This window comes from Fibrobacter sp. UWOV1 (assembly GCF_900142495.1).
Classification (GTDB): Bacteria; Fibrobacterota; Fibrobacteria; order Fibrobacterales; family Fibrobacteraceae; genus Fibrobacter.
Genome location: NZ_FRBA01000001.1, coordinates 401,872 through 421,749, shown reverse-complemented (window position 1 = coordinate 421,749; position 19,878 = coordinate 401,872). Strand labels below are relative to the sequence as shown.

Annotated in this window: 18 protein-coding genes and 1 pseudogene; 12 read left to right on the top strand and 7 right to left on the bottom strand. The window is 50.5% G+C overall.

From position 1 onward, the window contains the following. Positions 1 to 93 precede the first annotated feature (93 nt). Genes pilM through BUC02_RS01790 form a run of 5 tightly spaced genes read left to right on the top strand, consistent with a single transcriptional unit; the run spans position 94 to position 5,962 of the window. The gene (gene pilM, locus BUC02_RS01810; protein ID WP_073317829.1) at positions 94 to 1,239 is read left to right on the top strand and encodes a pilus assembly protein PilM; all 1,146 of its coding nucleotides are present in this window, start codon (positions 94 to 96) and stop codon (positions 1,237 to 1,239) included. Then, complete coding sequence (locus tag BUC02_RS01805; RefSeq protein ID WP_073317826.1) at positions 1,239 to 1,862, top strand: PilN domain-containing protein; 624 nt, start codon at positions 1,239 to 1,241, stop codon at positions 1,860 to 1,862. Before pilM ends, BUC02_RS01805 begins: the two co-directional genes overlap by 1 nt. Further along, positions 1,855 to 2,454 carry a type IV pilus inner membrane component PilO gene (locus BUC02_RS01800; RefSeq protein ID WP_073317822.1) on the top strand — a complete coding sequence of 200 codons (600 nt, stop codon included), beginning with the start codon at positions 1,855 to 1,857 and terminating at the stop codon, positions 2,452 to 2,454. Before BUC02_RS01805 ends, BUC02_RS01800 begins: the two co-directional genes overlap by 8 nt. Positions 2,455 to 2,459: 5 nt before the next feature. Next, positions 2,460 to 4,448, top strand: coding sequence for a hypothetical protein (locus tag BUC02_RS01795; protein WP_254794057.1), 1,989 nt, complete (start codon positions 2,460 to 2,462; stop codon positions 4,446 to 4,448). Between the two features lie 5 nt (positions 4,449 to 4,453). Then, positions 4,454 to 5,962 carry a secretin N-terminal domain-containing protein gene (locus BUC02_RS01790; RefSeq protein WP_254794078.1) on the top strand — a complete coding sequence of 503 codons (1,509 nt, stop codon included), beginning with the start codon at positions 4,454 to 4,456 and terminating at the stop codon, positions 5,960 to 5,962. A 131-nt stretch (positions 5,963 to 6,093) separates the two neighbouring features. Here BUC02_RS01790 and holA read toward each other — a convergent pair whose 3' ends face one another. Further along, positions 6,094 to 7,071 carry a DNA polymerase III subunit delta gene (gene holA / locus BUC02_RS01785; protein ID WP_073317816.1) on the bottom strand — a complete coding sequence of 326 codons (978 nt, stop codon included), beginning with the start codon at positions 7,069 to 7,071 and terminating at the stop codon, positions 6,094 to 6,096. A gap of 3 nt (positions 7,072 to 7,074) precedes the next feature. Further along, complete coding sequence (greA, locus tag BUC02_RS01780) at positions 7,075 to 7,539, bottom strand: transcription elongation factor GreA (RefSeq protein WP_073317814.1); 465 nt, start codon at positions 7,537 to 7,539, stop codon at positions 7,075 to 7,077. A gap of 99 nt (positions 7,540 to 7,638) precedes the next feature. Here greA and argJ point away from each other — a divergent pair, with 99 nt between their 5' ends. The 4 genes and pseudogenes from argJ to BUC02_RS01760 all read left to right on the top strand — a co-directional run bounded on the left by argJ (position 7,639) and on the right by BUC02_RS01760 (position 11,679). Next, positions 7,639 to 8,856 (top strand): bifunctional glutamate N-acetyltransferase/amino-acid acetyltransferase ArgJ, encoded by a 1,218-nt coding sequence (argJ, locus tag BUC02_RS01775; protein WP_073317811.1) that lies wholly within the window; start codon positions 7,639 to 7,641, stop codon positions 8,854 to 8,856. A gap of 148 nt (positions 8,857 to 9,004) precedes the next feature. Next, on the top strand, positions 9,005 to 10,180 hold the full coding sequence (locus tag BUC02_RS01770) for an iron-containing alcohol dehydrogenase (protein ID WP_073317808.1): 1,176 nt from the start codon (positions 9,005 to 9,007) through the stop codon (positions 10,178 to 10,180). Between the two features lie 128 nt (positions 10,181 to 10,308). Continuing rightward, a pseudogene (locus BUC02_RS01765) lies at positions 10,309 to 10,845 on the top strand (NAD-dependent dehydratase); the annotation flags it as partial. Between the two features lie 93 nt (positions 10,846 to 10,938). Next, positions 10,939 to 11,679, top strand: coding sequence for a hypothetical protein (locus tag BUC02_RS01760; protein WP_139260969.1), 741 nt, complete (start codon positions 10,939 to 10,941; stop codon positions 11,677 to 11,679). A gap of 28 nt (positions 11,680 to 11,707) precedes the next feature. Here the strand turns inward: BUC02_RS01760 and BUC02_RS01755 are convergent, their stop codons facing one another. Beyond that, positions 11,708 to 14,068: an excinuclease ABC subunit UvrA gene (locus tag BUC02_RS01755; RefSeq protein WP_073317803.1), complete on the bottom strand. Its 2,361-nt coding sequence runs from the start codon at positions 14,066 to 14,068 to the stop codon at positions 11,708 to 11,710. Between the two features lie 78 nt (positions 14,069 to 14,146). Continuing rightward, entirely contained in the window at positions 14,147 to 14,728 is a 582-nt protein-coding gene (locus BUC02_RS01750) for a hypothetical protein (protein WP_073317800.1), read from the bottom strand. A gap of 389 nt (positions 14,729 to 15,117) precedes the next feature. Here BUC02_RS01750 and BUC02_RS01745 point away from each other — a divergent pair, with 389 nt between their 5' ends. Both BUC02_RS01745 and BUC02_RS16605 read left to right on the top strand, forming a co-directional pair. Continuing rightward, complete coding sequence (locus BUC02_RS01745; protein WP_073317797.1) at positions 15,118 to 15,675, top strand: hypothetical protein; 558 nt, start codon at positions 15,118 to 15,120, stop codon at positions 15,673 to 15,675. Positions 15,676 to 15,819: 144 nt separating this feature from the next. After that, positions 15,820 to 15,948 (top strand): hypothetical protein, encoded by a 129-nt coding sequence (locus tag BUC02_RS16605; RefSeq protein ID WP_256375134.1) that lies wholly within the window; start codon positions 15,820 to 15,822, stop codon positions 15,946 to 15,948. A gap of 58 nt (positions 15,949 to 16,006) precedes the next feature. On the opposite strand, the gene BUC02_RS01740 is transcribed toward BUC02_RS16605, so the two are convergent. Beyond that, entirely contained in the window at positions 16,007 to 16,957 is a 951-nt protein-coding gene (locus BUC02_RS01740) for a YihY/virulence factor BrkB family protein (protein ID WP_249268894.1), read from the bottom strand. Between the two features lie 45 nt (positions 16,958 to 17,002). After that, positions 17,003 to 18,061 carry a hypothetical protein gene (locus BUC02_RS01735; RefSeq protein WP_073317791.1) on the bottom strand — a complete coding sequence of 353 codons (1,059 nt, stop codon included), beginning with the start codon at positions 18,059 to 18,061 and terminating at the stop codon, positions 17,003 to 17,005. Positions 18,062 to 18,145: 84 nt separating this feature from the next. On the opposite strand from BUC02_RS01735, the gene BUC02_RS01730 reads away from it, so the two are divergent. Next, positions 18,146 to 18,877: an OmpA family protein gene (locus BUC02_RS01730; protein WP_254794056.1), complete on the top strand. Its 732-nt coding sequence runs from the start codon at positions 18,146 to 18,148 to the stop codon at positions 18,875 to 18,877. 64 nt (positions 18,878 to 18,941) lie between these two features. On the opposite strand, the gene BUC02_RS01725 is transcribed toward BUC02_RS01730, so the two are convergent. Beyond that, positions 18,942 to 19,775 (bottom strand): CvfB family protein, encoded by an 834-nt coding sequence (locus tag BUC02_RS01725; protein WP_073317788.1) that lies wholly within the window; start codon positions 19,773 to 19,775, stop codon positions 18,942 to 18,944. Between the last annotated feature and the right edge of the window lie 103 nt (positions 19,776 to 19,878).

Below are 19,878 nucleotides of genomic sequence, written 5' to 3'. Positions count from 1 at the left end.
TCATTTTCAATGACTTAGATGAATTTTTCGCTTGACATTCTCCTTTTATAAAGGTAGAATTAGTAAGGAAATGTTTTACAATCGGAGTTAACTTTGGCTTTAGGATTGATTTCTAAAATCCGTGGCATGCGCGAGACCGTCGGTATTGATGTTGGCCATTACAGCATCAAGTACGTAAAGGTCTTGCATGGCGCGAGCGGAAACAAGATTGTTTTGGATGCCGACCTGGAACGCGTGCCGGATGGATGCATCGTAAACGGTGAAATCCAGGTGCGCGAAGGGGATGCCCCGACTGATCAGGAAGGGAAGCGTGAAAAGGATGGTGCAGAACTGCTTGCCGAAGCGATGGCAAAGCTCTTGATTCGCCATCCGATTGATGATTCCTGCGAAATTGTCGCTTCGGTGAACTGCGGAGCCGGTGCCGGTGGTGTGCTGGTGGATCGCTTGTCCGTTAAGGTCCCGAAAAACGGAAATGAAGCCGCCATTATTCTTCAGACCGCCCAGTCCCGTCCTCCCTTCGATGACCAGGACAACGTGATTGACTACGAAATCTATTCTCGCGAAGGTGACGATGTCAAGGTGAATGTGGTGGCTGCAAAGAGTGCTCTTTTGGACTCTTGGGCTCAGTTCTTTAATCGCCGTGGGCTCAAACTGTCGGCGCTGGATGTCGATATTTTTGGCCTGCTAAATGCTTACGTTGCGACGGTAGAAGACTCCGAAAAGGACAAGACCGTCGCCATCTTCAATATCGGCGAAAAGAAGATGAGCGTTGCTTTTGTTCAGGATGGCCAGTTCCATTCGATGCGTGCCATGGCTGGTGGTTCCCTAGATATGGTCATCAGCAAGACCTGCATGAACTTGGGCATCGATTCTGAAAAATGTCATGAAATTTTAAGCAAGGGTGACCTGTCCATTGTGGATGGATTCTCTGAAGCTGAAGTCGAAGCAGCGCTCCGACTGGCATACGAGGACCTGATGGCGCAGATCGATATCGGTATCCGCTACTTCTCGTCTTCGGAAGATTCTAAACCGCTCGACAAAATCTTGTTGGGCGGAGGCGGAGCCGCCGCCCCTGGTCTAAGGGAATTTGTCGCGGAACACGCTGGCATTGAAACCGATACGGTGAATCCGTTCAGGCTCGTGCCTTGTGATTCCAAGGTTTTCGGCGAAGGCGGACTTTCTATTGCCTTGTCTAATATTTATGCCCCTGCGTTGGGCTTGGCGATGAGGAAATTCTAATGGCGTCTACGAAAAAAGAAACCACAAGAAATGCCTTGGCCATTTCCATTAACTTGCTTCCTCCGGAATACCGCAAGAAGCAGAAAGACTTTACATGGATAACGGACCGGCGCATTATTTGGCCGACAGTTGGACTGATTGTCGCAATTGTCGCCGTGCTCATGTTGCAGACCTATATTAACGAAACCATTAGCGGTCTGAGCACTGAACTGACGCGTGTTCAGGAAGAAGTGGAACGCGAACGTCCGCTGCTTTCCAAGATTTCTGACCTCGAACAGAAACAGGGCGTGATCAACACAAAGATCAACGCACTCAAGTCTATTCAGGTGAGCAAGAAACGCTGGGTTATTTTGTTCGAAAACATCTCGTCGGTGCTTCCGCCTAACATGTGGATTACAAGCATTAACCAGATGGGTGAATTCGATCTTGAAATGCGCGGTGTCACTTACGACTTCTCGGAAGTTGCCGAATACATGGTAAAACTCGAGAAGCAGGTGAGCATCGAGTCGGTTTCGCTGGTGACCATCTCGACCTCGAAACAGGAAGGGAAAGAAGCCTATAATTTCACCATCAAGGTAATCCTCAAGCGGGACCTTGGCCTTGGGGAGGGTGATAATGGGTAAGATAGATCTTAAAGACAAACGAAACGTATACGCCATAATCGTGTGCCTCTTGATTATGGCTGCCGCACATTTAGTGTATAACTACATGTGGGATCCGTTTACCTATCAGCGCGAATCCTTGGAACGCGATCTCCAGTCGGCTCAGGCTGAACTGGATAAGATCAACGCCAAGAAACATCGCGTGGCAGAACTCGAAATGCAATTGGCCCAGGCCGAAAAGGATTTCGAAAAGCTGAAGGAAATGTTCCCCGAAGAAGAAAAGGTGCCGCTGCGCTTGCAGGACCTTTACGCGGTGATTCGTAGTTCCATGGTGCAGATCCAGAAGTTCAATCCTGAAGGTCGCGCCGAAAAGGAACACTATATCGAAAACCGCTACTCGATTGCAGTCAATTCTGGCTACCACATGCTGGGTTACCTGTTTGCAGAAATTGCAAACTTCAATTACCCGACTGCCATTACGAATCTTCGCCTGAACCGTTATTCGGGTATCAAGGCTGAAGTCGAAAAGTCTGAAACTCACGGCTGGACTCCGATTACCATGTCGGTCACGTTCAACCTTACGACGTACACATCCAAGAAGGTGGGCAAATAATGAAAATGAAGATTCTTCTTTTGTTGCTCGCCTTTACGGCTTTTGCAAGTGCCGCCCAGATCAAGGATGTTCGCTTTAATTGTGACGCGAAGGGTTGCCAGGTGGTATTTGCCTTTACGTCCGAAAAGAACTTGCCGACGTTCTTCCAGAAGTACGATGCTTCTTCGAAGAAGTTGACGGTCGGTTTCTCTGAAACGACATTTGCTCTTGGCGAAGGTGACTACGATGTCGATGCCAATTCCAAGTTCGTGAAGTCCATGAAGGTCTTTAAAGATGCCTACAAGGGCTTGCCCTTCTTGAAGATTGAAATGGATGTCGGTGCTGCCATTACCTCTGACAAGAACGAAATCGCTTTGGACAAGTCCAATTTCTTGATCAAGCTCAAGAGCAAGGGCGGTAAATCCTGGACGCTTTCGAAGCTCTATGCCGACCGTAAGAAGGCCGCCGAAAAGCAGGCTGCCCTTGACAAGAAGGCTGCCGAAAAGGCCGCTCTCGAAGAAAAGAAGGCCGCAAAGAAAGCCGCTCTTGAAGAAAAGAAACGCTTGGCCGAAGAGAAGAAGGCTGCCGAAAAGCGCGCTCTCGAAGAAAAGAAAGCTGCTGAAAAACAGGCCATCGAAGACAAGAAAGCTGCTGCAAAGGCGGCCGCTGAAGAGAAGAAGCGTTTAGCCGAAGAAAAGAAGGCTGCTGCCAAGCAGGCTCTCGAAGAAAAGAAAGCCGCTGAACGTGCCGCTCTTGAAGAGAAAAAGCGTTTGGCTGCCGAAAAGAAGGCTGCCGAGAAGGCCGCCCTCGAAGAAAAGAAGCGCCTCGCCGAAGAAAAGAAGGCTGCTGAAAAGGCTGCGCGCGAACAAGAAAAACTCTTGGCTGAACAGCAGAAACAAATCGACAAGGCTATCGCCGAAGGCGGAGCCATTTCGGCTCTGCTCCCGAAGCTTAAAGAAATGACGGTTCTGATTGGTTCTGGCCTGGAACAGTTCCGCATTGTTGCCGATGACAATATTGTAATGCAGAATATTTCTAGCATCGACAAGAACAACACCATTACGATTGGTCTTGCCGGTCCGCAGAAGTCGCCTGTATTCAGAATCGGAGCCGGTTCTATCGTGAAGTCTGTAACTTGGGGCGCTAACGGTCTCAAGGTGCAGTTGAAGAATTCCGTACAGCCTGCAGTTCTTGTGCAAGACGGCGTATTTGTTTTGCAGATTGCCGAAAAGGGAATCAACAGGGACGGCTTTATGTTCTGGTCTGCACAGCCCAAGGGCATCTTCATTCGCGACTGGATGAAGTCTTCAGAAGACAAGCCGAATTTCGATGTCTTTGTCAAGAATCTTGACAAGGGTAGCAAGAAGATTATTTCTGGCTCGCAGACGTTCCACCTGCGTCCGGTTGTTCGCGAACTGATTGTGGTTGCCGACGAAACCGAATTCTATGCCTCTCCTAATGAAAACGCTCAGGTGATGCAGCGTCTTGTATTTGGAGACCGTCTGGTAAGTCTTGATATGAAGGGCTTGTATCGCAAAGTCCAGTTCGGTAACAAGGTCGGCTACGTCGACCGTCGCGCTGTCGGATTCTTTGATGAACTTTCCTCTGTGCAAGAAGAACGCTTGAAACAAGTTGACAAGGAGCGCGGTACGAATCTCACGACAAGTGCTCCGCAGATCGGTAGCCAGCTCGATGGCCTCTACGAAGACCGCGTGACTTATAGTTCCTTTGGCCGACGCGATCCGTTTGTCGAAGTCGATGGCTTAGTCGAAGAAGGTATCAATATTGACCAGGTCGAACTGGTGGGTATCATTTGGGAATCGGATGTGCCGGTTGCAATTCTTGTCGAATCCAAGAATCCGTCTATCTCGTACACCGTCAAAGAAGGCGACAAGATTCTCAACGGAAAAGTTTTAAAAATCACACAAACTGACGTTCTCTTCCTGATTCAGGAATTCGGGGTGAGCCGTCGCTACTCCATGGGTCTTCCCGATAAACTTGGGGGTCAAAAGTGAAAAAGATGACAAAAATCCTTACTGTTCTTCTCTTGGTGGTGGGTCTCACTACTGCATGGAGTGCTCCTGCCGAAGGTACGGTGCAAACCCCCAACAAGAAATTGTATGACTTCAGTTTCGTCGACATGAACTTCGAAGCCGTGTTTAGCTCTATCTCCGTGATTGCCGGTGTGGACATTATCCTTGCTCCCGAAGTCAAGGGTAAGACAAGCCTCAAGGTGACCAAGAAGACTTGGCAGGAAACACTCGACATCGTTTGTAGCATGAACGACTTGACTTGGATCATCGAAGACAAGTACATCTTGATCCAGCGCTCCAGCACTTATCAGGCAAAGCAGAAGAAGATTGCCGATGAAGAAGCCCAGGCCGAACAGAATGCCCCGCTGGTCCGTAAGAATTTCCAGGTTCACCACGCCAAGGCTGAAGAACTGGTGAAGGTGCTTGAAAGCATGAAGTCTAACCGTGGCCGCATTACGACAGTGGAACGTACGAATTCCATTATCGTGTACGATACCGACGGAAAGATCGAACAGATGGAAAAGGCCTTGACCGAACTCGATGTCGAAACGCTCCAGATCATGATTACCGCCAAGCTCGTGGTCGTGAACAGTGAACGCGCTCGCGAACTCGGTGTGGACTGGACCGCAAGAATGGGTACCACGGCTCTGACTCCGGGAACGGTTTCTACTCCGCAGGGTAGCGGTTCTGGCGATACCCGTACCAGCGCTGCAATCCATTCTTTGCCGAACGGTGGTGCTTCTCCGGCTGTGGGCAATGCAACCACTGCTATTACCGCAAGCCTGTTGGACAACAACTTGCAGATTGCCATTTCGAACATCATGGGTGACGCTTCTACTGAAGTGCTCGCTTCTCCGCAAGTCTCTACGCTCGACAATACCGAAGCCCAGGTGTTCATGGGTGACAAGGTTTCTATCCGCGTGATTGACGATAGTGGTGAATCTTCGACGCAGCTCGTGGAAACCGGTATCAAGCTGACTGTGACTCCGCACGTTTCTGGCGACAACCGCATTTTGCTTGACCTGCACCCCGAAAACAACTCCTACGGCTACGACGAAAAGGGCCAGGTGGTGATCAGTACTCAGGAAGCCAAGACCAAGGTCGTGGTGGCTGATGGCGAAACGGTCGTGATCGGCGGCCTTACCCGTAACGAAAATACCGAAAGCGAATCCGGTATTCCGTTCCTCAAGGATATCCCGCTGCTCGGCAACCTCTTCAAGTACAGCCGCAAGGCCGTTACCAAGCGTGACCTGATTATCTTCGTGACTCCGCGTATCATTCGCAACTATGTGGGTTCTGTGGAACTTTCTGAAGTGTCTTCCGACGTCAATGGTGCTCCGAGCGCCAAGAAGACCCAGACGACGACTGAACCGACTGATAGCGAAACGCCGATCGTGGAACCGAAACAGCAGCCCGCCCAGGAAGCTCCGAAGTCCGAATCTGCTGACCAGGCTCCCGAAGCTCCGGCAATCGAAGAAGACGGCGGCTGGAACTAGTTTAATTCAGATTTCGGAATTATGAATTCAGAAAAAAAGACGGACTATGTCCGTCTTTTTTTATAAAGCAAAATCCAGTGTGTTGCAAATTTTGAAATCAGAAATCTGAACTCCGAAATCAGAATTCAGACTTATCTCACTACAAGTGCGGCGAGGGCGAGTTCCTGGCTGGTGACTGTCCAGCTGCTGCTCTTGAATTCGTAATTGAGGTCGGCGAGGCGGCGAATGACGCGGCAAAGGAGCGGCTTGCCCCAACGTCGGCAACATTCGGCGGCATTGCCCTGCTTGCAGAACAAGAAATAGTTCTTGCCCAAGGCCTTGGCTGCGTCTTCGGCGCTCATCTTCTTGGCGGTGAGCGACATGAAGTTCAGCAAGTCTATGGAATGACTGTAGAGCGCATTCACGAGGCTTATCGCGTCGGCGTTCTTGCTGCTATTGTTGTAAAGGAAATCGTGAAGCTTGCGGGTAAAGCCCACGGCGTCTCGCATGCCGAAAAAATTCAGGATTTCGTAAGGCGGGATTTCGCGGCGGGGCATAATCATCGTCTTCACGAGATCGTAGGTGAATTTGGCGCAGTCGGGATCGTAGGTAAGGACCTTTTTCAATTCTTCGCAAACAAGCTTGGTGTCGGTGCCCAGGGCATCGGCCAGGTATTGGCTGGCGGCGGGCTCGATCGGTTTTCCGAAGTGGGCGGGCACATTCGATGCAATCCATTCCTGCATCTTGTACTGCTTGGGTTCTTCGTACTTTTCGATTTTGCCGACTTTTTGCAGAATCTTGTAGAGTTCCGAAGTCGCGCGGAGTTCGTCAAAATCGAGCAGCAGCTTGCAATCGGGGGCGTCTTTGAGCCAGCGGGCGAGTGCCTTGGATTCATCGGCCTTCATGGCGTCTGCATTGCGGACGACCACCGCCTGTTCCGGCGCAAACATCGAAACGGCGCCGCAGCTTTCCATAATGAGCCCGGCTACCGACGGAATGTTCGTATCGGAAGCATACACAATCTGCTTTGAAAGCGGATCGTTCTTACGGTCTCCAAGGGCATCAGTCAGGAACTTGTCGACCTGCTTGTCCTTGGAAAACTGGTCTTTGCCGATGAGGGCTAGAATCATAGCTTACTTGAAGTCGACGATTTCGAAACGGTTCTTGCCCTTGGGGGTCACGACTTCGACAATTTCGCCCTTCTTTTTGCCCATGAATGCGGAACCCATGGGGCTCTTGAAGCTAATTTTGCCGTTCATCGGATCAACGCCTTCGGGGCTTACCAACTGATAGACGACTTCCTTCTTGGTAGCCAGATTCTTTGCGGTAACGGTGGCTCCAAAGCGCACGGTGTCGGAGTTTGCGTCGAATTCAACGATAATTGCATTGGAAATCTGGTCTTCCAGCTTGGGAATTTCCAGGTCGATATGAGCCAGCATTTCCTTGGCGGCGTGGTATTCGGCGTTTTCGCTCAGGTCGCCTTGCTTGCGGGCTTCTTCCATTTCATCTACAACGCGGGGACGTTCGACCTTTTTGAGGAAGGTGTAACGTTCAACCAGCTTGTCGTATGTTTCTTTAGTACAGGGTGTTTTAGCCATGACCTTAAATTAGAATTTTTTTGTGGGGCAGAAGCAGGGGGTGTTCAACATTGTCGCATTTTTCTATAATTTAGGGTGAAAAAAACAATAGGAGATACTATGTACACTGTATTGGAAAAAGGCGGCGTTTGCTCCCCGAAGGGCTTTACCGCGTCTGGAATTTGTGCAGGCATCAAGGCCAGCGGTAACGCTGACATGGCTCTTCTGAAGAGCGAAAAGGCTGCACGTTGCTTTGCCGTGTTTACAACGAACAAGGTGAAGGCTGCTCCGGTGCTTTACGACAAAGCCGCCCTTGAACATGCCCACTTTGCCTCTGCCGTTGTGGTGAACAGCGGTAACGCAAACGCCTGTACCGGCGAACAGGGCCTGCGCGATGCAGAACGCATGGCTGTCCTTACCGAAGAAGCCTTGAAGCTTACTCCGAAGAGCGTGCTCGTTTGCAGCACCGGTGTGATCGGCCACCTGATGCCGATGGACAAGATTGAAGCCGGTATTCCGAAGCTTGTGGAAAAGCTCCATGCTGACGCTTCCGAAGAATTTGGTCGCGCAATCCTCACGACTGACCTTGCTCTCAAGAGCCATGCCGTTGAAATCCAGACCGAAAAGGGTGTGGTGACAATCGGTGGTGCCTGCAAGGGCTCGGGCATGATTCACCCGAACATGGCCACGATGCTTGCCTTTATTACCACTGACCTTGCTTTGCCGATCGATTTCTTTGCTGAATTCCGCGCCGACATCGCAGACTCCTTCAATGCGATAACGGTCGATGGCGATACCAGCACGAACGACACTTGCATTCTTTTGGCAAACGGCATGAGCGGCCTCAAGTACGAAGACTTGACGCTCAGCGAACAGGGTGAATTCCGTGCCGCACTGATGCTTGTGATGAAGGAACTGGCCAAGGATATCGTTCGCGACGGTGAAGGTGCGACCAAGCTGATTGAACTCTGCATCGAAAAGGCCGAAAGCCACGAAGAGGCTTTGCGCATGGCCCGCTTCATTGGTACGTCTAACTTGGCCAAGTGCGCTATGTTCGGCGAAGACCCGAACTGGGGCCGCATTTTGAGCAGCGCGGGTAGTAGCGGCTGCAACATGATCGCCGAACAGACGGACCTTTTCTTTGGCGACGTGCAGGTGCTTTCTAACGGCCGCCCGGTGCAGCTCGACGAAGAACAGACCAAGGCTCTGCGTGCGGTAGTCCGCCAGCGTGAATACAAAGTAACGCTTGTGCTTAACATCGGGCACGCCTCGGCTAGCGCATTTACTTGCGACTTGAGCTACGACTACGTTAAGATCAACGCCGAGTATACAACGTAGTAGGAAGTAGACAGTAGGAAATAGACAGTGGTTGTCTAACAAAGACTATTTACATGGTGTTTTCTAGTGTGAACAACATTTAGTAGAAAATCCTGCTTTTGGGCGGGATTTTCTTGTATTTTTAGGTAAAACTAAAAAAGGACGGAACATGGATAATTTCAACTTCTACAGCCCCACAGAATTCGTATTCGGTATGAACCGCGAAAATGAATGCGGTGAACTCGTCAAAAAGTATGGCGGCACCAAGGTGCTAATTCATTACGGTGGTGGCTCTGCGGTGCGTTCGGGATTGATTGACCGCGTGAAGGCAAGCCTCGATGCGGCTGGTATCCCGCATGTGGAACTCGGCGGCGTGAAGCCGAACCCGCACGATTCGCTCGTGTACAAGGGTATTGAAATTGTCCGTGAAAATGGGATTGATTTTATTTTGGCGGTGGGCGGCGGCTCCACAATTGATAGCTCCAAGGCCATTGCCATGGGTGTTCCTTACAAGGGCGATTTTTGGGATTTTTACGAGGGCAAGGCCTCGGCGACATCTGCGCTCCCGATTGGCGTGGTGCAGACCATTGCGGCGGCCGGTTCCGAAGGTAGTGGCGATTCCGTGGTGACCAAGGAAGACGGCATGCTCAAGCGGGGGGCCAGCAGCGAACATATTCGCCCGAAGTTCGCGGTGCAGAATCCGGCGCTTCTTTGCACGTTGCCCGCCTACCAGACGGCCTGCGGCATTACCGACATCATGGCCCACGTTTTTGAACGCTACTTCACGAATACGCTCGAAGTGGAAATCACCGACCGCCTGTGCGAAGCGGTGCTTTTAACGATGGTGAAGGAGGGCCCGCGCGCCATTGCCGACCCGACCAACTACCAGGTGCGAGCAAACATCATGTGGGCGGGGACGGTAGCCCACAACGGCGTTGTGGGCTGCGGGCGCAGTCAGGACTGGAACAGCCACGCCATCGAACATGAACTTTCGGCGCTTTATGACTGCGCCCATGGCGCGGGGCTTGCGGTCATCATGCCCGCCTGGATGGAATACGTCGTCGACCACAACGTGATGCGTTTTGCGCAGATGGCGACGCGCGTGTTCGGCTGCGAGATGAATTTCGAGAACCCGAAGACCACCGCCCTCGAAGGCATCAAGGCATTCCGTCGCTTCCTGCATTCCATCGGCATGCCGATTAACTTTACAGAACTCGGTGCCAAGGAAGAAGACATCCCGAAAATGGTGGAAAAGCTGAATCCGGGCGACGGCTGGGGATTTGTCCCGCTCAAGGCAAAGGACGTGACCGAGATTTACAAAATTGCGGCCCACGCAACGGTGTAAAAGTAGACAGTAGGAAGTAGTCGGTAGACAGAAACTTCCTACTTCCGACTTCTAACTTCCTACTAAACAATGAACGCACTTTTCATCGGCGGTACGGGAACCATCAGCATGGCCATCACGCGCCTTGCAGCATCCCGCTGGGCGTCCACGGCAAGAACGGCAGCTGGCAGGTGGCAAAGCGCATGCTCGAAGGCAAGCCTGTCATCATTCACGGCGACGGTACGAGCCTTTGGACCATGACCTTCAACACTGATTTTGCCCGCGGCTTTGTGGGCCTGATGGGCAATGTGCACGCTATCGGAGAATCGTTCCAGATTACGAGTGACGAAACGCTCACCTGGAATCAGATTTACAAGGCGGTTGCCGATGCGCTGGGTGTTGAACTCAAGCCCTACTACGTATCTTCGCAATTCCTTGCGGATGTGAGTGACTACGATTTGCTCGGGAGCCTCATCGGCGACAAGGCGAATTCGGTGGTGTTTGACAATTCCAAACTCAAGCGTGCCGTGCCGAATTTTCGCGCCGAAGTTCGCTTTGATGAGGGTATCCGCCGTACCATTGATTATGTGCTTGCACATCCGGAATTCCAGAAAGAAGATCCCGAATTTGATGCCTGGTGCGACAAGGTGATTGCGACGCTGGAAAGCGCGAAGAAATCTTTTTAATCTCGAAACATAAACTACATTTGAACTATGAAAAAACATTTGTTCAAATGCGTTTTTAGTTTTTTTGTTTTAACTGAGTTAATCATTATTTTTGTGGCTTGCGGAGATAATACAAGTTCTGCAAGTTCTAGAGACGATTGCCCTGAAAATTATATTTGCGATACAACCTACACCGATGTGAGTGTCTATAGCTTTGTTTACTATGTGGGCAAAGATTCCCTAGATACGGTAACGGCGACAACGGATAGGATGACTTGTGATATCGAGGATGATAATTTTCATTGTTCCTTGATGTTTATTCATGAGTGCTTTTCCTATAGTTATAGCGTGGCAAGCGCAAATGGTACCGTAAAGGATTCTGCCAAGTATTTAACGGTAAATGTGACGCGAGTCGACACGACCTACATCAATTATGGCAAAAAACGCTTGATTGATTACGTGCCGGCCTATGTTGAAGTTCCCAAGTTGTCGGAAAAGAAATTGCAAGACTTGTTCGACACGTTGATACTCAAGCCCTATGATAGCAAGTATTATTTCTATTATGGGCATACAGATGATTTCTTGAGCAACTATTATATTGATGGCAAAGAATTGCCCGATGGATTTGGAGTTTCTTCTAATACGGGAAGGATTGTAACGCTTTTAGGTTGTGGGGATACCATTTATACGAATTATCCGCTGATACCTAAAGATGTAGAAACTCGTTTGTATATGTTTCTTGAAGAACCGCTAGAAAAGGATACCACGATTACGTGGATGGCATATTACACCGATATGTACGGTGTCGAGGATTCTTTAGAAGTGACGACTTTCGTTACGATGGAAGAGGATTAAATCGCTTTTTTTAGATGGCTTTGACTGCTTATCTTGAAAGTTCCACTACATAATCGGCGGCGTTTACGAAGTCCTGCGCATGCTCGATGGCGATGACGGTGTGGCCCGCTTCGGTGAGGCCGTGAATCAGGTCGAGTAGATGCTGGATGTCCTTTTGATGGAGCCCGCGGGCGGGTTCGTCGAAAAGGAATAGCGTATTCGGCGCCTTGGCTCGGGCGAGCGCAATGGAAAGGCGGAGCCTGGCGCGTTCGCCGCCGGAAAGGTGCGTCGTAGTCTGTCCGAGTTTCAGGTAGTCGAGACCTGTATCCACAAGGGGCTTTAACTTGTCCGCAAAAGGCTTCATGTTGATGAACAGCTTGTAGGCTTCGCCGATTTCCAAATCCAGAATGTCGGCGATGGAAAGCGACTTGAAGCGGACTTCGAGAATTTCGTCCTTGAATCGCCTGCCAAGGCATACGGGACATTCGGATTCTTCGTAGCCCGCGGGGTCGAGGATGACGCCGTCCCCTTTGCAGTTTTCGCAGCGGCCCCCGGGGGCGTGCGTCGCGAACTTGCTGGCGGTGTAGCCGCGGACCTTGCTTTCGGGAAGTTTTGCGAAAAGATCGCGGAGAATCGTGTTCAGGTTGATGGCCGAGGCGACGGTACTGCGTCGGTTCCCGTGGAAGTCACCTGTCGAAAGGATCGATAGCGCCTGGATGCCGAGACTTTCGAATTCGCCCTTGGAGGCTCGTGGGGCGAGGTTCTTGAAGAAAATCGTGGACTTGCCGCTACCGCTTTGGCCTGTGATGACGCTGAACTTTTGAATCGGGAAATGTGCGGTGACCGGCTTCATATCGAACATCGCGAAGTTCTTGATATCAATGGCCGCGGCGTTTTTCTTTGGAACCTTCGGTTTAATTTTCAAATTATTAATTCCGAATTCCGAACTCCGAATTCCTAATTCTCTAATCCAATTCCCCGTGGGTGATGCCGGATTGCCAAGAACTTCTTTTGCGGTTCCTTGCAGCAGAATTTCGCCGCCCTTTTCGCCGGCGCCAGGTCCCATTTCAATAATCCAGTCGGCTTTCTTGATGAGGGCTGGGTTATGGTCGATAAGGACGAGCGTGTTTCCGCGGGATTGTACCTTCTTGAGGACTTTCCAGAGGGCTTCTACATCGCTCTGGTGGAGTCCGCTGGCGGGTTCGTCGAGGACAATCAGAAGGTTGTTCAGGTGGCCGGTGCTGAGGCTCGAAAGCCGAAGTCTTTGGACTTCGCCACCCGATAGGGTGGCGCCTGCACGCCCTGCCGTGAGGTAACCGATATCCAAATCGACAATCGCCTGGATGCGGTCTACGAGCGTGCGGAATGCGGGCTGCTGTTTTACTGTCAGTCGATTGTCGAACAGGGCGTGCAGCCGGCTTTCGAGTTCCGCGAAAGGCGTGCTTAAAATGTCTTGCCAAGTCGTGCTATCGATAACCGCGTTCAAAAAATTCTGTTTGAGTCTAAGTCCTTTGCAATCGGGGCATTCTTCGCTGTTGTCGCCGTCTTCGATGATTCCGGTGCCGCCACATTTTTCGCAAACGCTTGTGCGGGAATACGGCGACAAGTCTTCAGACGTAAGCGGTCTGGAAAGTTGTGCTCCATGTTCAGGGCAGCGCGGCACCGTGCTGAAAAGTTTGCGGCTTCCGTTAACATCCAGAATCAATTCGCCGTGGGTGAGCTTCAAGACTCCATCGACCGCTTCGGCAATGCGGGTGCGTGTATTCTCGCGGACAATCACGCGATCCACCACGATAAAGAATTCCTTCGGGACAATCTTCTTTTCGTTTTCAGTCAAGTCTGCAAGCGAATAGCTGACATCATCTGCCATGGCGCGCGTAAAGCCTTGCGCCAGGAATACCGCTGCCAGCTTGTCGAGACTTGTTCGCTTCTCAACATCAATCCGCGCAAAAAACTGTAACTTACTCCCTTGTGGTAAACTAGCAATCTCGCGAATTATGTCTTCGCGGCTCATGCTTTCCATGGGCTTTCCGCAAACGGGGCAGGCAGGCTTTGCATACGCAGCAAACAAGGCGCGCAATGTCGAATCGCATTCCGAAATGCTCAATGCGTAAGCCTTCGCAGGCGTTTCACCGTGACTCGGGCCTACGGCAAGGCTTGCAGGCAAACCTTCGGCGCTATCCAGCGGAATAATGCGCCGACCGCCGAGCAATTCTGCCGCAAACGGCGAAAGTGTTTCCAAATAGCGGCGCTTGGACTCTCCGTGCAGGGTATCAAGCACAAGTGTCGACTTTCCGCAGCCCGAAGGTCCGCACACCACCGTAATCTTGCCCAGCGGAAACTGGGCGTCCACGTTCTTTAAATTGTGCAGCCTGCAGCCGCGTATGGATATGAAACTTAAACCAGCCACTAGTTACCCAGTTGGTAATGTGCAATGTGGAATGTGAAATGGATAACTTCACATTCCACATTGCACATTTCACATCGTTTATTCTCTAATGGTGAATCTCAGTTCGCCGAACGGGGTGCAGAAATCCAAGTTCTCGAGGCCGTTGGTTTCGATGCCGCTGAACATGCGGTAACCGCCGCCAATCGAGATTTCAAGCATCTTCGTGACGCGGTAGTTAAAATGTACGGCCATGTCGGCGGTAAAGAAGTAGTCTTCGGATTCAAAGGCTTCGTCGTCCGGTTCCATTACATAGAGTGCGCCGCCACCGATTTCGATCGGCACCGAAATGGAAAAGTCGTTGATGCGCACCGGGAACAGTTCCACGAATCCGCCCACGGACATATACTTGATCATCTGCTTTTCAGGCACATTGTAGTTGCGCACGTCGCTCAAAAGTCTGGACACCCACACACCGGTAGAGAGCAGGGGGTTGATATCCAGACCGATGCGGAGGTTCGCGAAAATGGCGCCGTCGTCGGCCACGAGAACGTTACCGCCGCTTACGCCGATGAACGCCTTCAGACCGTCGTTCGACTTTTCTTCGGGAGAATACTTTACGCTCTGCAGTTCTGCGTTTGCGAAGGCCACCAGGGCCACGATGAGCAATAGAATCTTTTTCATAAGCAAATCCTCTGTTTGTCTATAATTTACTAAAAAAAAGGGGTTTTCCTATTGAAGTAAAGGCTGTTAACATCAAAAAAAACTGGTTTTGAAAATTTTACGCACGAAAGGTGTCTTCAGTTGGGTGAAAAAAGCGTGTATATAAGAGGGAGACGCATAAGTTTCCTTAATAACTATAAATTGAAAATAAATGTATATTTGTAACGACGGAAGTTTTTATGACTGATAACATCATAGAAAGATCGCTTAAGGCTATCAAGTCTTTAGACCATTCAAAAGAAGCTGCTCATAAGCGTCTTCTGAGGGCGGGTATTATAACCAAGTCCGGCAAATTAAGCAAAATCTACCGTCCATCCGTAGCAAAGTAATTTTGCGGAAAGGATGATTGTATGCAAAATTTGTATTTGGAACGTCCGAATCTTTATATCGGCTTTCATGGCCGTGAAAAAGAAAATGGTCTTAACTTAGTTAATTGTCCGAAACAGGTCAAAACAAGTTCTACTAATCATGAGTGGCTTGGCGAAGGCTTTTATGTTTGGGAAAATAATCAAGATCGTGCTTGGGATTGGGCTAAGGAGCATAAGCCAAAGCCCTTCAAAGAACCATTTGTAATAGGTGTAGTCTATACTTTGGGTAATTGTCTTGATTTGACCGATTCCCATTTCATAGATCTTTTGAGTGAAGGTTTTAAATCGTTCAATGTAGATTTTGAAGGCCATCGACTGGAAAATAAAAATGGTCTGCATAAACTTGATTGTGCCGTTATAGAATATTTGCATAAAAGTTTTGAGGAATCGGAAGATCCTGTCAGGTTTGATTCTGTTCGCGGAGCATTCTATGAAGGTGATGTTGCTTATGCAGGTACTGATATTAGAAGGAAAAATCACATTCAAATTTGTCTCCGTAACATGAATTGTATTAAGGGATTTTTCTTGCCCCGCTGTTAACTCTCTTTGACATTCTGAGAACTTAAGTGCCGATCCTTTGGGGTCGGTTTTAAGCATTTATTGACGTAGTTGTGTGTGTTTTGTAGATTTATTGCGAATGTTTTAAACTTGTCTAAAAAATTAAAACCAGCACTGGAAAAAATAATGACTGAAAATATCGAACAGAAAAAAGAATACCGTGCACCGGAAATGAAAATTGTTGCTTTGGAGCCCTGCAACTGTCTGAGTCAGGCTTCGCTCCCCACGGAAATCGACGTTGTAGTTGAACCGTAATGAGGAAATAAAAAAATCCCTGGATTTAATCCAGGGATTTTCTGTAATAGAAAGATTTTTACATCCGGTCCTTGGTCATGTTCAGGCCTTCGGCAGGGCTTCCTTCCCAGTTCCATATACGATCTTTGGATTCGGGCCAGGTGCAAATCGTCCACACCACGGAATTTCCGCAGAGGACTATGGTCCAAATGCCGAATACCAAGAAAAGGATGAGAGGAATAAAGGCGAGCGAACCGTAGAAAATAGACATACGGGTCACGAGCATGGTCTGGATAAGCATCAGGATCTTCACGTAGATGATAATGCAAATCCATGCGAGAACGGTAATGCCGATTGAAGAGACTAGCAACTTTTTCTTGGTGTAGTTCTTGGGGTCCGGTCTGGCGGGGAGCGCATACAGGGTCAAGAAAATAACCAGGAGGAATGCTCCATGGAACGTGAGGTACCAGAAGGCATTGATGAGTCTCTTGAGCACCGACGGATCAAAGTGCAAACCATCAACCACAATGACCGAAAGCGCATTTTGGAGGTAGTTCACGAAACCGGCATACAGACCGATAATGCCTGCAAAAATAAGCAGAAGCGGGGTGTAAATGCGAATCTGCTTATGGAGCGGGCGAGACACCTTGTTTTCCCACACCACGTTGAAGTTCGACTCCAGGCTACCGAAGGCGAGAATGAACGTGATGAAAAGACCCATGGCGCCAATGAACCCGAGCTTGCCGATAGGCACGTGTTCGGCGTTCTGCACGATGGTGATAATCGGGTCGACAGGCCAGTCGAGATCCAGGAATGAGAGCAGATGCGGCAGGTAGTCCGAGAAGAAGTTGCCGAATCCGACCGCAAGCGTAATCGATGTCAGCAAAATCAGCAGCGGGACCACGGCCAGGAACGTCGTGTAGGTCAGGGCTGCCGCACGGGTAAGCCCATGAAAGTACAGGAACGACTTGCCCGCGATAATCGCGACCTTCACGGGAGTAACGGAACGTTCGGCAATATAGTCGAACATTCTCTCCCAAGAAAAATTTTTAAACCAATTTGGCATCAAATCAGGTTACTTGATAGTGCTGGTCAGGCGGAAGGCGAGACCCACATCGCTCAGTTCGTTTTCGCTGTAGACGCTGAATTGAATTTTAGACTTGCCAACGTTCTTGACGTAGGCAACAGTCCATGCCCAGTCGTCGTAGGTGCCCTTCGGGGCGCCATAAAGGTTGTCACGCTTGTTGATGTATTCCCATTCCACCATGAGGTGGTTGATGAAGGTGTTTGCCAACTTGTTCTGCGGGGCGAGATCCAGGCCCAGGTAGAACGGCTGGTAATAGATGCCCGGCTGGTAATACTTGGATTCGGGGGCGAGGTAGTTGTCTACGTTCGGGTCGATTTCGTCGTCCTGGGTGTAAACGCAGGCGTATTCGCCGTAGGCACGGAGAATCGGGAGGAATTCATAGCTGGCGTAGGCTGCCACACGGTGGGTGATGTAGGCGGAATTCTGCACTACGTCGACCAGGTTGGCACGGTAGGCGACCTTGACTTCGAGGGGAAAGGTGAACTTCATGTCGTCTTCGACACGCACGTAACCCTGGTTGGCGGTACCGTTCTTGGCGGCGACCATGGCGTTCAGTTGGTTGAGGCCGTGCTTCCAGCCGAGTTCGACGGCGTTATGGCTGTAATCGCGCATCCAGAGGCCGCGCTTGGTCAAGTCCTTGTCGACATAGGTACCGAAGTGTGTTGACTGAGACCAGTCGGTCTTCCAGCGACCGATTTTCAGGTTCAGCTGGTTGTCGTCGTTGAGTGCCCACTTGTAGTTCACCCAGTAGAGGTCTGCCAAAATCTTGTCGTAGCTAGTGGTCTTGCCGTCGCCGTCCTTGATCTTGTTGCCGAATTCCGGGGCAAAGATGCGGAGCATGATGGTTCCGTCGAGGTTGTCGCTCTTGTACTGGCCGCCGATGTTTGCGCGGATCCAGCCGCTGCTGAAGTTGTTGTCTTCGTCGGCGATGGACTTGGTGACCTGGGTCTGGACATTGCCCTTGAGGGTCATGTTGTCAGTGGCGTCTGCTGCAAATGCGGAAATGCTCATGGCGAGCGCCGCCGCTGCGATTTTCCCGAACTTCATGTTTGCTCCTTGGAGGTTTTGATTTTCGTGTCCAAATTTAGAAATATTTTTCTATTTTTCGGCCCGTTTTTCAAGGAGTATTCCGTGAAATTGTTTAGTTTCGGCGTTTTTCCCGTTTTTAGCGCGGTTTTGTGTGTAAATCTTTCTGTTGCAGCTGCATTTGCACGCGACTTATTGCCCAACAAGACGCATGCTGTACTGACCGTGACTTACACCGACGACCAGGATGTGCCGCAGGTGCATAAAAAGCTCTCTTTCGTGGGCCAGAACAATCCCAAGAACAAGTTTACAGTCACGACCGATTCCGAAGGCGAAGCGACGTTCCATATTCCGCGCGAAGATACCTACACGATTTACTGCGAAAGCGTGACGGGCCCTTTTGAATGCGGCACGACTCCTTATGTTTCGCCCACGGCAAGCACGGGCGGCATTACGGTGGTGTTCGACGATACGCGGGTGGAATTGACTGGCGTGAACTTCAAGGCGGGCAGCGCCGAACTAGAAGCGGAATCCATGGCGATTCTGGACAAGGCGGTGGCCGGCATCTTGAAAAATCCGGAAGCCCGTATCGAGATCCAGGGCCACACCAGCTCCGAAGGCGATGAACAGTTTAACCAGACGCTTTCGGAACAGCGCGCCTACACGGTGTTCCTTTACATGGTCGAACACGGTGTTGACCGCGGGCACCTTTCGGCAAGCGGTTACGGCTCCAGCCAGCCCAAGGCTTCGAATGCGACCGAGGCTGGCCGCAAGAAAAACCGCCGCATTGAACTCTGCGTGCTGAACGACAACGAAGTCCCGGTGGAATATAAATAGAATTTAGAGCTTAGAACTTAGAGCTTAGAAAAAAAACTAAGTTCTACCAACTAAGTTCTACCAACTAGTTTTTACGGAAACCGTCGTCGGAAAGGATAATACGCCCTTCGCGGAAAAGCGTTCCTAGAATCTTCTTGAAAGTCTTCTTGGACATACCGAATTCGCGACGGATTTCTTCGGGATCGCTGTGGTCGCCGTAGGGCAGGTAGCCGCCGGCTTCTTCGAGCTTTTGCATAATAGCGGCGGGGCTTTCGCTCTTCATGATTCCCTTGTAGCCCACGGGGGTGAGGTTCAGGGTAATCTTGCCGTCTTCGGTAAAGCGCTGGATATAGCCGGCCATGGTGTCGCCGATGTAAATGCGCGGCGTCCCCTGCGTGACCATGAGGCGGCCCGTGTAGCGGTAATCCACCAGAAAATCGATGTGGTCGCGGGTGACTTCGTAGGCGGCGAGCTGGACTTTTTGACCCAGGTGCAGTTCCGAGGTGTCGGGGTCCAAAAAGCTCTTGATTTTTTCGGTGGCCACAATGCGGTTGCTCTTTTCGTCTTCGAGAATGTAGACGACGCAACGGTCGCCGCGCCTGAGTTCGCCGAGTTGTTGCTTGTAGGGGAGGAACAGGTCCTTGTTCAGGCCCCAATCCAAGAAGGCGCCAACGCGGTTCACGTCCTTGACTTCGAGCACGGCGAATTCGCCGACGGTAGCATAGGGCTTGTCGAGGGTGGCGATGGGGCGGTCTTCGGAATCCATGTAGACAAATACGTCTAGCACTTCGCCTTCCTGGAGCGAGAATTCTTCTTTTTTGCCGGGGAGAAGCACGCGGCCGCCGGTTTCAAGTTCCAGGTAATAGCCCTGGGGCATGATTTCTTCTACTCGGGCGCGATTGTATTTGCCTAATTCCATGGGGACCTTCCGTTCAATTTGAACCAAAATTAGAAAAAATAAGGGGCAAAATCAGACATTTTTTCTGAATTTGGCGTATAGAGAGTATAACCCTCCCAAAAAA